The following is a 12,726-nucleotide window of genomic DNA, read 5'->3' as shown; positions in this document are numbered from 1 at the left end:
AAACTCCGGAGAGTATTCAGACCGTGACACTATGAAGTCAACCATGCGGCGCGGGATTCCCTCCGGCTCGCGCCGTGGTTCCTGGAACGTTCCATAGTCGTCACTTAATGTGATCACCCATGTCTGTTGCAACGACGCCCGAGCGCGTGTCATGACGACGGTGATCACTGGAGGCACCGGGTTCCTGGGGGTGCGGTTGCTGCCACTGCTCGCCAGGGAGAATCTGGTGCTGCTCTGCCGCCCCGGCCCCGTTCCCCCCGCCGACCGGCTGACCACGGCCCTGCACGCCGCCGGCGTCCCCCGGGCGCAGGCGGATCGGCTATGCGAGCGGGTCGAGATCATCGCCGCCGACGTCACCCGTCCCCGCCTGGGCCTGGACGAACGACGGTTCCGAGCGCTGGCGGCGCGGACCGGGGTGATCTGGCACAGCGCGGGCGAGGTCACGCTTGCCGCGTCCCGGTACGCGCGGCGGATGTGCCAGCGCGTCAATGTCGAGGGCACCCGGCAGGTGCTGGACCTGGCGGCGGCCGCCGACCAGCCCGTCCTGCACCACGTCAGCACCGCCTTCGTCGCCGGCAGCCGTCCTGACGGTGTCATCGACGAGGTCGGCGAGGACACCGCCGAGGAGTTCGAGAATCCCTACGAGCAGTCCAAGGCGGACGGCGAGCGGCTGGTCCGCGACTGGGCACACCAGGGCGGGACCGCCGTCGTGCACCGGCCCACCATCCTGGTCAGCGACCGGCCGGCGAGAGCCGGGGCGCCGACCCAGCCGCTGCACATCCTGATGAAGATCGCGGACCGGGTCCTCGGCGGGGCGTTCGGCGCCGACCCCGACGGGGACGGTCCTCCCACCGTGCGGCTGAGTTACCATCCCAAGGCCCACCTCAACCTGATGCCAGTGGACCGGGCGGCGGCACAGATGGTCCAGCTGGCCGAGCGACACCGGCCTGCCCCGGGCACCGTGCACACCTGCCATCTGTCCTACCCGCACGAAGTGTCGATCGCCGACACGTTCGCTCAGATCGACGACCTGGTTCCCGTCCGCATCCAACTGGTGCCTCAGCCCGTGACCGATCCCACCGCCCTGGAGGCGCTGACCCATCGCGCCTTCGGCGGCTTCATGCCCTATCTGCACCACCGCCGCCACTACACCCGCACCGCGTTGCAGGCCGCCGGCTTGGACCGGCCGGCCCCGCCACTGGATACCGCGTTCCTGCGGCGCGTACTGACCTCCGCCCGCATCACGCGGCCAGACGCCGACCGATTCGAGGAACTCAGTGTCCCCTCCTGACCCGTACGTCGTCGGCTCCGACCCCGCGGGATGGGAGGTGAAGGCTCAGGGCCCCATCCGCTTCGCCTGGGACTACGACGAGGGCCGGGCCCAGTTGCTGACCCTCTACCGCAAGGGCAAAGAGAAGCAGTGGGACGCGGACCGCCGCATCGACTGGGACCTGCCGGTCGACCGCGACGATCCGTTGCGCCTCCCCCCGCAGATCCAGCCTCTCTATGACACCCCGCTCTGGCGGCGGCTGAGCCATGACGACCGCGCCGAACTCGCCCGCCACGGAATGGCCTGGCAGTTCAGCCAGTTCCTGCACGGCGAGCAGGGCGCGCTGCTGTGCGCGGCACGCATCGTCGACACCGTCCCCGACATGGACGCCAAGTTCTACGCCGCCACCCAGGTCGCGGACGAGGCCCGGCACGCCGAGATCTACGCGCGGTTCCTCAAGGAGAAGATCGGCCTGCGGTACCCGATCAACAGGTCACTGATGCACCTGCTGGACGACACCCTCGGCGACTCCCGCTGGGACCTTCCCTACTTGGGCATGCAGGTGCTCGTAGAAGGCGTGGCGCTGGCCGCCTTCGGGGTGTTGCGCGACACCACCGAGGAACAACTGCCCGAGCAGATCTTGACCTACATCATGCAGGACGAGGCGCGGCACGTGGCGTTCGGGCGGCTGGCGCTGCGCGACTACTACCGGAACCTGACCAGCGCAGAGCGGGCCGAGCGGGAGGAGTTCCTGATCGAAGGCTGCCGCCTGATGCGTGACCGGATGCGCGGCGAGGAGGTCTTCCACGCCCTCGGGCTCCCGGTCGCCGAAGCGGTCGAGGCCATCGAGCACTCGCAGTATCTGCGTGCCTTTCGCCGCCTGCTGTTCAACCGCATCGTGCCCTGCGTCCGCGACATCGGCCTGTGGGGGCCGAACGTGCGGCGCGCGTTCGCCGAACTGGGCGTACTGCATCTGGTCGACGCGGATCTCGACGAAATGATGGACGAGGACGAGGAGCACGCCGCCGACATGGACGCCGAACGTCAATGGGCCGTCGAAGAAGCCGAACGGACGGGCGAGATCATGCACACCGTGGCGCGGGGCGAGGAGGTCTCGCGATGATGCAGGTCGACACCTTCTGGTCCTATGCGCTCGGATCCGGCTTCGCGCTCGCCGCCGCCCCGCAGCTGCGTGCTCGCGCCACGGGACGCCGGACGCCGGGCTCGATCTGGGCGAATCCCTACCTGACGGCCACCGTGATCTTCATGAGCACGTTGTTCGTGCCCATGGGTGTCTGCCTGCTGTGGCTGGCGCCCGGCTGGGAGACCATGTACGCCGGGTGGAAGACCATGCCGGCCTGGCTCGTCGGCGCGGCGTTCGCCTTGTACGGCATCACCGCGGTCGCCGGATTCCTCGTGACCGAACGTCTGCTCGTACGCCGACGAGACCGTGCGGCGGCCGCAAGCATGGCGCTGGCCTACGTCGCCTTCTGGTTCACGATGCTGCACGGTTGGGACGGAACCGGCTATCGAAGGGCCTTCAGCGTCTCCCATGATCGGCTGCTGACCTGGGACGACCGTCAACTTCTCGACCGCCTCGGGGAGGTCCTCACCGCCCCGGTGGGACTCAGCCTGCTGGCCATGGGCGTACCGTTCCTGGGGGTGCTGATCTTCCTGGTCAGCCGGTGGCGAACCCAAGGACGCGCACTAGAGCCCGACGCACGCCACCAGAGCACCGTCGTCGTCATTGGCGCCACCTCGCTGCTGCCCTTGGCCACCGCCCTTGCGCTCAGTTCCTTCGTCCGCCTTGTCGGCTGGGCGCCGACGCTCGGGCTGATCGCCGTTCTGCTGGTCGCCGCCTTCGTGCTGCCACGCCATTTCAAGCCGGAAGGCGCCCAACCATGGACCACGCCTTGAACTATGACGTCGTCGTGATCGGCTCCGGATTCGGCGGCAGTGTCACAGCCCTCCGGCTCGCCGAGAAGGGGTACACGGTCGCGATTCTCGAGGCCGGGCCCCGCTTCGCCGATACTGACTTCCCCAGGATCCCCTGGCGGCTCCGCCGGTACCTTTGGGCGCCCCGGTTGGGGTGCAGAGGCATCCAACGCATCACCGTGCTGCGCCACGCCTTGGTGGCTTCGGGCGCCGGGGTCGGCGGCGGCAGCCTGGTGTACGCGAACATCCTGCACAGGCCCCTAAAGAGTTCAATGGGCCCACATCACCGATTGGCGCGACGAGTTGCGCCCCCACTACCGCACCGCCGAGTCCATGCTCGGCACGGCAACGTTCCCCACGACCACGGCCACCGACCGCGTGATAAAGGAAGTCGCCGAAGAGCTGGGGGTAGGCGACACCTTCCACAGTCCTCCCCTCGGCGTCTCCTTCGGGCCGCCCGGCCGCGATCCCTACTTCGGCGGGGCCGGCCCGAACCGCCACCCATGCTTGAACTGCGCCGGCTGCATGACCGGCTGCCGCCACAACGCCAAGAACACCCTGGCGAAGAACTACCTGTGGCTCGCAGAACGATTGGGTGTCGACATCCACCCCGAGCAGACCGTCACCGCCGTCCGGCCTCATCCCGACAACGGCTACATCATCGAGACCGTCCGGAGCGGCCGGTGGATCCGGCGACAGCCCCGGACACTGCACGCCGCCCAGGTCGTCCTGGCCGCCGGTGCCCTCGGCACCCAGAACATCTTGCACCGCCTGCGGGCCGACCGCGCCCTGGACAACCTGTCTCCCGTCCTGGGAACGCTGACCCGGACCAACCCCGAGACCAACGTCGGCGCCTACACCGCCCGCCGCGACTCGTCCGTGACCAACACCGTCGCCATCAGCAGCTGCTTCCAAGCCGACCGACACACCCACATCCAGCCAGTGCGCTAACGGGCACCCCGGCTTGCACATCATCGACGGCTCGACCGTCCCAGCCAACCCTGGAGTGAACCCCGCCCTGACCATCACCGCCCTCGCCGAACGCGCTCTCGCTCTGTGGCCGAACCACGGCGACCCCGACCAGCGCCCCACCCTTAGCTCCCCCTATCGACGCCTGCCACCCATACCGGCACACACCCCCGCCATACCTCCTCAGGCCGCCAGACACCAAACCCACATCGACTGAATTACCGTGCCGTGATGAACACCCACCGCAACGCCCAGTCGTGTTCCGCGACAGCTACAGCGGTGCGGACATCGTCCCAGCAATGATCAGACCTGCGGCGACGGTTACAGCGTCATGCCAGCGGCACGACCGTCCGTCCCAGGATTCTCAAAGCGGGCCACGGCCTCCTCGCTCGGTGAGACCACCACGTTATTTGTCACCAGTGCCCGACGAGACTCGTAGGGGCGAGCGCGCCACGGCTTCAGCGCCAGCCGACTGCGCTGAACGGGACGCCGTTTCGGTATGCGGCGAGTCCCTCGGCTGTGTAGGGGTAGGTCTCGGCTGGTAGTTCGTTCAGGGGGAACCATCCGACCGCGGAGCATTTGTTGGGTTCGGCGTTGTGGGGTTCGCCGTTCCAGACTCGTGCGGTGAAGAAGACGCCGATGCGGGCGTGGCCGAGGTGGTTGCGGTAGTGGATCAGGTGGACGAAGTCCAGGTCGTCTTCGGCGATGTGGACGCCGATTTCTTCGAGGGCTTCTCGGGCTGCGGCCTGACGAACGTTTCGCCGTCTTCCAGCTTGCCCGAGGGCAGGTTCCAGCGGCCGTCGGCGTAGCCGGTTCCGCTGCGTTGAGCGAGCAGGACCTTGTTGTCGCGGACCAGGATGAGCAGGGCGTCCACGATCGAGGTGTAGGGAGCGAGTTTGGTCGGTGGGGTCATAGGGCGGTCAGGCTAGCGCGGTGATCAGGCCTTTCGTGGCTAGACGCGCGGTTGTCCATCGCACCCGCTGGGTGGTGTTGAGTCCTGAGGGCATGAGGATCGGGGCAAGGCCCGCGGCGGCCCGCAGGGGTTTGTCGAGCTCGTGCTGTTGATCGGCGACTGTGTCGCGGAATCGGTCTCCGTCTTGGCAGGGGTTGAAGGTGTCCTCGGTGTAGACGACCGCATCGTAGAGGGGGGCCGTGGCGCGGCATAGGTGTGCGATGGCGTCCAGGACGTCGCGATCGTCGGTGGACAGCAGCATCCGCGCGTAGGCGACGACGTTGATCAGCGTCTTGTCACAAATGAGGAGCTGGCGGTGCCGGGCGGCTCAAAGCTGGGCGGTGAGCTGAGCGCCGAGAGCGTCCAGTTCGGCGATCGCGTCGAAGGTGCCGATGTCGTGGAGGACGATCTCTTCCATGAACGGACTGACCCGTGCTGGCTCACCGGTGCAAGACATGTATGCCGCGTTAGCGATAGTGGCTGGCGAGAGCGTGGACCAGCGTGGTCTTGCCGCTGGCATGTGCCCTTTCGACGGTGATGACCGTGCAGTCGCGTATCGGCATGGCTCCTCACAAGAGCGTTTGGAAGGCGGGCGATTCCAGCCAGCCAATGCCGTGACCGGCGAGTCGGTCGTGCAGGACGTGCAGATGACCTGCGGCGCGGGCGGCGACGTCGGCGGCGGATAGGCCGTGGCGCAGGTTGAGTGCGGTGATCCTCGCCCGCCGGTGAGAGCGGGCGCCACCTTGCTGGGCCTTGCGGTGGTGGCCAACGCTCCCGGCGTTGCGATCCTCGCTCGCCCCCGGAAGGCGGGCGCCACAGTAATCACCTGCGTCTATCTCAAAGCGTTATCAGAAGAACACGAGGTCGATTTGGCGATAGTTCACAAATCACGCCATTGGTAGTTCGGAACTTCCCTGGGGTTCCTTGTGAGGCGAGCGGATTGCCGCGAAGCCGTGTCCGCGCTCACCCTGGGCTCCGCTGTGGTCGGCCAGCTTCGGCCCAGGCGCTCAGCCGCCCTGGCCGGATAGTGTCACCTGATGCCGGGGAGTCTTGATGACAGCCTGATGACAAATGATCAAGGGCCCGGCTGGAGTGATCTCCGATTGGGCCCTTGAGCTGTGTCTTCGGTGTGGAGCTGAGGGGATTTGAACCCCTGACCCCCTCGATGCGAACGAGGTGCGCTACCGGACTGCGCTACAGCCCCGAGGACTCCGTTAGGTTAGCAAACTCTCCGGGGTGTTCGCGCATCGGTATTCACTCGCCTACGGCGCGGCGGTCGTCGGCGTACTGGTCGAAGACCTCTTCGGGGGTGACGAGTTCGATGATCTCGGCCTGGGGCGCGGCGGGGGTGGGTTCGGGGGCTTGGGCGGCTGCGGCTTCGGCGGCGGCGCGTTCTTCTTCCTGGCGGGCGGCGTCCATGCCCACGGCGACGCGTAGGAGGGCCAGGTGGCCTGCCAGGAGGGCGAAGGGGGGCAGGGTGATCCACCAGGGGGCCAGGCCGGTGGCGATGACGATGGTGGACGCCAGGAAGAGCGCCGTGAGGCCGGACGTCCGGCGGCGGCGGCGGGCGATGACGGCGGCTCGGCCGGTGTGGCGGCGGCGGGGGGCCGGCTCGGGCTCGGTTTCGAGGTCGAGGTCGACTTCGGGTTCCTGCTCCGGTTCTTCGTCGAGCTCGTCATTGGGGCGCTTGGCGAGGAGACGGGTGATGCCGGACGCCTCGCTGTCGCGGCGGAGCCACATGGGGACGAGGACGACGGCCCAGACCGCGACGATGGCCAGGTAAAGAACTGCACTGCTCATGGGGCCACCGCCAAGGCACGACGAAGCGGCGGGCCGACTTTCGGCGCGCGTACGTGCATTGGGAGCAGGGTCACGCCCCGCACGGTACGAGCCGGTGTCAGAGGTTGACGAGTATAAAGGGCGGTGTGTCGCGAGATCGATGCCTCGGTTACTCTCTGTTTGCCAAATCTTCTCGGACGCAGGATTCTTACGGGCGTTTGGGCTGAATGTCAGGAGGGGGCGCCCGGGGAGGCGTGCTTGATCGACGAGAGCCATCGGGAACGCAGGCCGCCGGGGATGTCCTCCACGGTCAGGGCGTAGCAGATGTGGTCGCGCCAGGCGCCGTCGATGTGCAGATGGCGGCGGCGAATTCCTTCTTCCCGGAATCCGAGTTTTTCCACGACTCGGCGGCTCGCGGCGTTCTCGGGACGGATATTCGCCTCGACCCGGTGCAGGCCGACGGTGAAGAAACAATGATCGACGGCGAGGGCGACGGCGGTGGGGATCACGCCGCGCCCGGCGACGTGGCGGTCGACCCAGTAGCCGATCTGGGCCGAGCGGGCGGATCCCCACACGATCGCGCCTATGGTGAGTTGGCCGGCGAACGAGCCCTCGTGGGTGACCACCCACGGGAGGGCCAGGCCCTGGCGGGCTTCGCGGCGCATGGTGTGCACCATGCTCAGGTAGGGCCCGAGGCCGCTGCGGAACAGCGGCGTCTCGGGGTTGGTGGGCTCCCACGGACGGAGCCACTCGGCGTTGCGGACCCTCAGTTCCCGCCAGACGGCGGCGTCACGGTGCCGCAGCGGGCGCAGCCCGACAGGGCCTTCGGTCAAGGTGACCGGCCATCCCCGCATCCGTTCCACGGCTCCATGATTCCCTGGTGATAGGTATGGACGCCATCAATTGTCGCCGAGAACTTGCTTCTTGAGCAGGTCAGATTGCACGCAGGACGCCCAGAAGGCGTTCAACCTCGGCCGCGACGGCGGTTCGGGCGGGTGCGAGGTACTTGCGCGAGTCGACCAGTTTCGGGTCGTCCTCAAGGGCTTTGCGGACCTGGGCGGTGAAGACCTTGTTGAGGTGGGTGGCGATGTTGATCTTCGTCATGCCGCGTTCGACGGCGGCGGTGAGGGTGGCGTCCGGCACTCCCGAGGAGCCGTGCAGGACCAGGGGGACGGGCACGGCGGCGCGGAGTTCGGCGATCAGGTCGAGGTCGAGGACGGCGTCGCGGGTCAGCATCGCGTGGGAGCTGCCGACGGCGACGGCGAGCGCGTCGACGCCCGTGGCGGCGACGTATGCGGCGGCCTCGTCGGGACGGGTCCGTGCCCCGGGGGCGTGGACGCCGTCCTTGCCACCGACCTCACCGAGCTCTGCCTCCACCCATACGCCGCGCTCGTGGCACCAGGCGACGACGTCGGCGGTGGCCTTGACGTTGTCGTCGTAGGCGAGCGTGGAGGCGTCGAACATGACCGAGCCGACCCCGAGGTCGACGGCCTCGCGGACGAGGTCGGCCGAGGTGGCGTGGTCGAGGTGCACGGCGACGGGGACGGACGCCGCGCGCGCGGTGGCCAGCGTCGCGGAGATGATCGGGGCGGCGGCACCGTGGTAGCGGACGGCGTTCTCGCTGATCTGCAGGATGACGGGCGCGCCGGCGGCCTCGGCTCCGGCCACGATGGCGGTGGCGTGTTCGAGCTGGATGACGTTGAACGAGCCGGCGCCGCGTCCGGACGCCGCCGCGGGCGCGACGATCTCACCGGTGGCTACGAAGGGCATGGGACTCCTTTGATGCTGATCTCTGGAAGCAGACGGGTGTAGGTGGGCGCGTCGAAGTCGCCCGCCACCGGGGCGACGACGGCGGCGGCGGATACGGCGACGGCGTGCCTGAGGAGGTCTGGCCAGGAGTCGTCCCGGCTTAGAGCGCGGGCGGCCGCCGCTACGGCCGAGTCGCCCGCGCCGGTCGGGTTCCCCGATACGGGTGCCGGCGGGACGGCCTGCCAGGCCCCTTCGGGGGTGACGGCGAGCATGCCTTCGGGGCCGAGGGATACCAGCACTGAGGTAGCCCCGGATGCCTGCAGAGCGCGCGCGCCTGCGAGCGGGGACGCTTCGCCCGTGGCCCGGGTGAGCTCCTCGGCGTTCGGCTTCACCAGGGCGGGACGTCCCGCGACGCCAAGGGTGAGCGTCTCCCCGTCCGCGTCAATGATGACGGGGACCGACGCCTCCCCCGCCAGGACGGCATAGGCATTGGGAGGCACCCCGGGTGGGAGGCTCCCCGATAGGACGACGACCTCGGCTTGTGGGAGGAGCGTCCGGTAGTGGGCGAGAAACGCCGTCCACTCGGCCTCGGACACCCGGGGGCCCGACTCGTTGAAGACCGTCGCCTCGCCTGACCCGGTCTCCACGACGGTCAGCGTCCGCCTGGAGGTGCCCTGGACGGGGCTGAAGGAGTGCTGGAGCCCCACCTGGTCGAGGTCGGCGCGGATGAGGCTGCCCGTGTCGCCCCCCAGCAGCCCCGACGCGATGACGGGCGCGCCCAATGCGGCGGCGACCCGCGCCACATTGACGCCCTTGCCACCCGCGCGCTCTCTGACGGCGGCCACCCGATTGGAGCCCTGCCACGCGACAGCGGGAAGCTCATAGGTCACGTCCAGCGCCGCGTTCAACGTCACCGTGAGGATCACGCCCCCGCCTCTGGTCACTGCCAGTGGCCGTTCTTCATGACGCGGACGACCGAGAGGTCGGTTTCGTCCAGGACGACGAGGTCGGCGTTCTTGGCGGTCTCCAGGGAGCCGATGCGGTCGTCGAGGCCGAGGACGCGGGACGGCGTGAGCGCGGCGGAGCGGGCCGCGCGCTCGATCGGGACGCCGACCTCGGTGACGGTGCGGCGGAACGCCTCGGCCATGGTGATGGTGCTGCCCGCGATGGACGAACCGTCGGCGAGCAGCGCGCGTCCGTCCTCGACGCGGACGTCCAGACCGCCGAGGCGGTAGTCGCCGTCGCCCATCCCGGCCGCCGCCATGGCGTCGGTGATCAGCGCGACCCGGTCGGCGCCGCTCGCGCCGAGCGGTCCGCTTGACGCCGCGAAGGCCAGACGCAGGACGTCGGCGTCCACGTGGACGCCGTCGTTGATCAGCTCGACGGTGACCCGGGGGTCGTTGAGCGCGGTGGTGATCGGGCCGCCCTCGCGGTGGTGGACGGGACGCATCGCGTTGAACAGGTGCGTCGCCACGCGGGCGCCCGCGTCGAAGGCGGCGCGGGTGGTCTCGGCGGTGGCCTCGGTGTGGCCGACGGCCGCGATCACGTCCGCGTCGACGGCCTGCCGGACGAGGTCGAGGCCGCCCGGCAGCTCGGGCGCGAGGGTGATCATGCGAAGGTGGCCCCGGCCGAGTTCGACCAGGCGCCGGAACTCGCCCGCGTCGGGGGCGCGGAGCAGATCGGGGTCGTGGGCGCCGCACCGGGTGCCCGCGAGGTATGGGCCTTCGAGGTGGATTCCGGCGACGACGCCGTCCTCGCAGAGCCTGGCCAGGCCCGCGACGGCGTCGCGCAGCTCGTCGGGACGCCCCGTCACGACGCTGGCCAGGGTGGTGGTGGTGCCGTGCGCGAGGTGGAACCCGGCGGCCTTGCGGACGTCCTCGGCACGCCCGCTCTGGTAGGACGCGCCCGCCCCGCCATGGACGTGGATGTCGACGAACCCGGGGACGACGTAGTTCCCCGCGAGGTCGAGGACGACGTCGTCGTTCCCCGGGGGCGGGTTCCAGGCGAAGATCTCGCCGATGCGGCCGTCGGCGGTGATCCGCAGTCCCCCGCGGGCGACCCGGTCCGGCAGGACGAGCCGCGCGTTGACCAGCGTCGTCATGCCCCGCTGCCCTTTCCACCCGTATGCGTCATGCGTGGCCCCCTTCTCGTCACGGCGGAATCAGTGTCCAGCGTCGAGGATGACCGAACGTGTGAGGTTGTGCGGTACATCCGGGTTCATCCCCCGGGTGAGGGCGACCTGGACGGCGACACGCTGCGCCCGAACCAGGTCGGCCAACGGGTCGAGCGTGCTGGTGACCATCGTCCCGCCGACGCCCGCGACCTGCTCGGTCAGACCCGCCGGGGGCTCGCCGAACATCCAGACCGCGCGGCCGGGGCCGGTGATGCTGATGGGGCCGTGCCGGTAGTCCATGGCGGGGTAGGACTCGGTCCAGAACCGCGCGGCCTCGCGCATCTTCAGCGCGGCCTCGTTGGCGAGCCCGACCGTCCAGCCCCGGCCGAGGTAGGTGATCTGCTCGGCGGCGAGCGCGGCCTCGGGCAGCGGCTCGGTGAGCGCCTTCTCGGCGTCGGCGATGGCGCTGGCCAGGTCCTCGCCGAGGTGGGCGCGCAGCAGCATGAGCTGCGTGGTGGCGTACCGGGTCTGGACGACCGACCGCTCGTCGGCGTAGTCGATCACGGCGAGCTCGTCGACGGCGTCCACGATCGGGGTGTTCGGGTCGGCGGTGATCGCCGAGGTCGCCATCGTGCCGCGGACCTGCGCGAACAAATCGAGCACTTCGGTGGTGGTGCCGGAGCGCGACAGCCCGAGGAGGCGGTCGTAGCGGCGTCCGGCCGGGAACTCCGAGGCGGCGAACGCGTCGGTCTCGCCGTGGCCCGCGGCCTCGCGCAGCGCGGCGTAGGACTGGGCGATGAACCAGGACGTCCCGCAGCCCACCACCGCGACCCGCTCGCCGGGACGGGGCAGCGCGCCGGCGAACTCGGACGCGGACGCGGCGGCCCGCGCCCAGAGCCCGGGCTGGCTCGCGATCTCGTCCTCGGTGTACCGGCCTGTGGTGCCCTCGGGGGCGCTCGCCATGTTCATCTCCCCTGCAGTATCGCGCTCGTTCGTGCTTGTTTTATAGCAAAATAGCGCACAAAAGAACAGAAGCGCTCACGGTAGACTGACGCGACTTGACCGCATGATGACGTACCGGTGCGCAAAGCTGGCACGGGTGTGCGAAGGGGGACGCTGTGACCCGGCATGAGCGCTGGAACTCACTGCTCGAACTGCTCGCGGACGCCGGGCAGCTGACGGTCGAGGAGGCGGCGACGCGCATGGAGGTGTCCGCCGCCACCATCCGCCGCGACTTCGACCAGCTCGCACAGCAGCAGATGCTCACCCGCACCCGGGGAGGCGCGGTCGCCCAGAGTGTCAGCTACGACCTCCCGCTGCGCTACAAGAGCGCCCGCCACGCCTCGGAGAAGCAGCGCATCGCCGCCGCCACCGCCGAGCTCGCCCGGCCCGGGTCGATCATCGGGCTGAACGGCGGCACCACGACGTCCGAGGTCGCCCGCGTGCTGGCCACCCGGGCCGACCTGCACGCCGAGGGCTCCACCCCCGCGATCACCATCGTGACCAACGCGCTCAACATCGGCAACGAGCTGGCCGTCCGTCCCCATGTGAAGATCGTCCTCACCGGCGGCGTCCCGCGCCCCCAGTCCTACGAGCTCACCGGCCCGCTGGCCACCGGCATCTTCGACCACGTCACGCTGGACGTGGCCATCCTCGGCGTCAACGGCGTCGACATCGAGCACGGCGCCACCTGTCACAACGAGGGCGAAGCCGACGTCAACCGCCTGATGGCCGAGCGCGCCGACCAGGTCGTGGTCGTCACCGACGGCTCCAAGGTCGGCCGCCGCGCCTTCGCCAAGATCTGCGACACCGCCAAGATCGACATCCTGGTCACCGACGGCACCGTCAGCGACGCCGTCATCAGCGAGTTCACCGAGGCGGGCGTCCAGGTAATCCGCAGCTGACCACGACAGCCACTGTACGCACGGTGGCCGCGATGACCAGCTGTGCGCGCGTGCG

Annotated in this window: 14 protein-coding genes, 1 tRNA gene and 2 pseudogenes; 8 read left to right on the top strand and 9 right to left on the bottom strand. The window is 69.3% G+C overall.

All coding sequences use genetic code 11. The features are described 5' to 3' along the window. The first annotated feature begins 160 nt into the window (after positions 1-160). The 6 genes and pseudogenes from ACQPY4_RS06500 to ACQPY4_RS06475 all read left to right on the top strand — a co-directional run bounded on the left by ACQPY4_RS06500 (position 161) and on the right by ACQPY4_RS06475 (position 4,391). A complete protein-coding gene (locus ACQPY4_RS06500; RefSeq protein ID WP_433333445.1) occupies positions 161-1,291 on the top strand; it encodes an SDR family oxidoreductase in 1,131 nt (376 codons plus the stop codon). Beyond that, positions 1,278-2,393, top strand: coding sequence for a diiron oxygenase (locus tag ACQPY4_RS06495; protein WP_433333443.1), 1,116 nt, complete (start codon positions 1,278-1,280; stop codon positions 2,391-2,393). The genes ACQPY4_RS06500 and ACQPY4_RS06495 overlap by 14 nt, the downstream gene beginning before the upstream one ends. Then, positions 2,390-3,187: a hypothetical protein gene (locus ACQPY4_RS06490; protein WP_433333441.1), complete on the top strand. Its 798-nt coding sequence runs from the start codon at positions 2,390-2,392 to the stop codon at positions 3,185-3,187. The genes ACQPY4_RS06495 and ACQPY4_RS06490 overlap by 4 nt, the downstream gene beginning before the upstream one ends. After that, positions 3,172-3,252, top strand: a pseudogene (locus ACQPY4_RS06485) (hypothetical protein); the annotation flags it as partial. The gene ACQPY4_RS06490 and the pseudogene ACQPY4_RS06485, both read left to right, overlap by 16 nt. 256 nt (positions 3,253-3,508) lie before the next feature. Beyond that, positions 3,509-4,156 carry a hypothetical protein gene (locus ACQPY4_RS06480; protein WP_433333439.1) on the top strand — a complete coding sequence of 216 codons (648 nt, stop codon included), beginning with the start codon at positions 3,509-3,511 and terminating at the stop codon, positions 4,154-4,156. A gap of 13 nt (positions 4,157-4,169) precedes the next feature. Beyond that, positions 4,170-4,391, top strand: coding sequence for a hypothetical protein (locus ACQPY4_RS06475; protein WP_433333437.1), 222 nt, complete (start codon positions 4,170-4,172; stop codon positions 4,389-4,391). A 241-nt stretch (positions 4,392-4,632) separates the two neighbouring features. On the opposite strand, the pseudogene ACQPY4_RS06470 reads toward ACQPY4_RS06475, so the two are convergent. Both ACQPY4_RS06470 and ACQPY4_RS06465 read right to left on the bottom strand, forming a co-directional pair. Beyond that, positions 4,633-5,087 (bottom strand): annotated as a pseudogene (locus ACQPY4_RS06470) (NUDIX hydrolase). 7 nt (positions 5,088-5,094) lie between these two features. After that, positions 5,095-5,388, bottom strand: coding sequence for a hypothetical protein (locus ACQPY4_RS06465; protein WP_433333435.1), 294 nt, complete (start codon positions 5,386-5,388; stop codon positions 5,095-5,097). 154 nt (positions 5,389-5,542) lie between these two features. Here ACQPY4_RS06465 and ACQPY4_RS06460 point away from each other — a divergent pair, with 154 nt between their 5' ends. Further along, positions 5,543-5,812: a hypothetical protein gene (locus tag ACQPY4_RS06460; RefSeq protein WP_433333433.1), complete on the top strand. Its 270-nt coding sequence runs from the start codon at positions 5,543-5,545 to the stop codon at positions 5,810-5,812. Positions 5,813-6,256: 444 nt separating this feature from the next. Here the strand turns inward: ACQPY4_RS06460 and ACQPY4_RS06455 are convergent. The 7 genes from ACQPY4_RS06455 to ACQPY4_RS06425 form a co-directional block, all read right to left on the bottom strand. Then, positions 6,257-6,330: transfer RNA gene (locus ACQPY4_RS06455), tRNA-Ala, on the bottom strand. A gap of 50 nt (positions 6,331-6,380) precedes the next feature. After that, a complete protein-coding gene (gene sepX / locus ACQPY4_RS06450; protein WP_433333431.1) occupies positions 6,381-6,926 on the bottom strand; it encodes a divisome protein SepX/GlpR in 546 nt (181 codons plus the stop codon). Positions 6,927-7,135: 209 nt separating this feature from the next. Continuing rightward, positions 7,136-7,759, bottom strand: a complete 624-nt coding sequence (locus ACQPY4_RS06445) for a GNAT family N-acetyltransferase (RefSeq protein ID WP_433338826.1) — start codon at positions 7,757-7,759, stop codon at positions 7,136-7,138. Between the two features lie 79 nt (positions 7,760-7,838). Next, a complete protein-coding gene (locus tag ACQPY4_RS06440) occupies positions 7,839-8,675 on the bottom strand; it encodes a class II fructose-bisphosphate aldolase (protein WP_433333429.1) in 837 nt (278 codons plus the stop codon). Beyond that, positions 8,663-9,580, bottom strand: coding sequence for a 1-phosphofructokinase family hexose kinase (locus ACQPY4_RS06435; RefSeq protein ID WP_433333427.1), 918 nt, complete (start codon positions 9,578-9,580; stop codon positions 8,663-8,665). Before ACQPY4_RS06435 ends, ACQPY4_RS06440 begins: the two co-directional genes overlap by 13 nt. A 14-nt stretch (positions 9,581-9,594) precedes the next feature. Next, positions 9,595-10,755, bottom strand: coding sequence for an N-acetylglucosamine-6-phosphate deacetylase (nagA, locus tag ACQPY4_RS06430; protein WP_433333425.1), 1,161 nt, complete (start codon positions 10,753-10,755; stop codon positions 9,595-9,597). 60 nt (positions 10,756-10,815) lie between these two features. Beyond that, positions 10,816-11,730, bottom strand: coding sequence for an SIS domain-containing protein (locus tag ACQPY4_RS06425; protein ID WP_433333423.1), 915 nt, complete (start codon positions 11,728-11,730; stop codon positions 10,816-10,818). A 155-nt stretch (positions 11,731-11,885) separates the two neighbouring features. Here ACQPY4_RS06425 and ACQPY4_RS06420 point away from each other — a divergent pair, with 155 nt between their 5' ends. Further along, on the top strand, positions 11,886-12,671 hold the full coding sequence (locus ACQPY4_RS06420; RefSeq protein ID WP_433333421.1) for a DeoR/GlpR family DNA-binding transcription regulator: 786 nt from the start codon (positions 11,886-11,888) through the stop codon (positions 12,669-12,671). Positions 12,672-12,726: the final 55 nt, after the last annotated feature.

The organism is Spirillospora sp. CA-294931, assembly GCF_050946795.1.
In the GTDB taxonomy this organism is placed as follows: domain Bacteria; phylum Actinomycetota; class Actinomycetes; order Streptosporangiales; family Streptosporangiaceae; genus Spirillospora.
This window is presented reverse-complemented; position numbering and strand designations above follow the sequence as displayed.

Excerpts from the sequence above, each read along its gene's own strand:
- ACQPY4_RS06490 (WP_433333441.1), top strand. The coding sequence starts at position 2,390 with ATGATGCAGGTCGACACCTTCTGGTCCTATGCGCTCGGATCCGGCTTC.
- ACQPY4_RS06465 (WP_433333435.1), bottom strand. The coding sequence starts at position 5,388 with ATGCTGCTGTCCACCGACGATCGCGACGTCCTGGACGCCATCGCACAC.
- ACQPY4_RS06460 (WP_433333433.1), top strand. The coding sequence starts at position 5,543 with ATGAACGGACTGACCCGTGCTGGCTCACCGGTGCAAGACATGTATGCC.
- sepX (WP_433333431.1), bottom strand. The coding sequence starts at position 6,926 with ATGAGCAGTGCAGTTCTTTACCTGGCCATCGTCGCGGTCTGGGCCGTC.
- ACQPY4_RS06445 (WP_433338826.1), bottom strand. The coding sequence starts at position 7,759 with ATGCGGGGATGGCCGGTCACCTTGACCGAAGGCCCTGTCGGGCTGCGC.
- ACQPY4_RS06440 (WP_433333429.1), bottom strand. The coding sequence starts at position 8,675 with ATGCCCTTCGTAGCCACCGGTGAGATCGTCGCGCCCGCGGCGGCGTCC.
- nagA (WP_433333425.1), bottom strand. The coding sequence starts at position 10,755 with ATGACGACGCTGGTCAACGCGCGGCTCGTCCTGCCGGACCGGGTCGCC.
- ACQPY4_RS06425 (WP_433333423.1), bottom strand. The coding sequence starts at position 11,730 with ATGGCGAGCGCCCCCGAGGGCACCACAGGCCGGTACACCGAGGACGAG.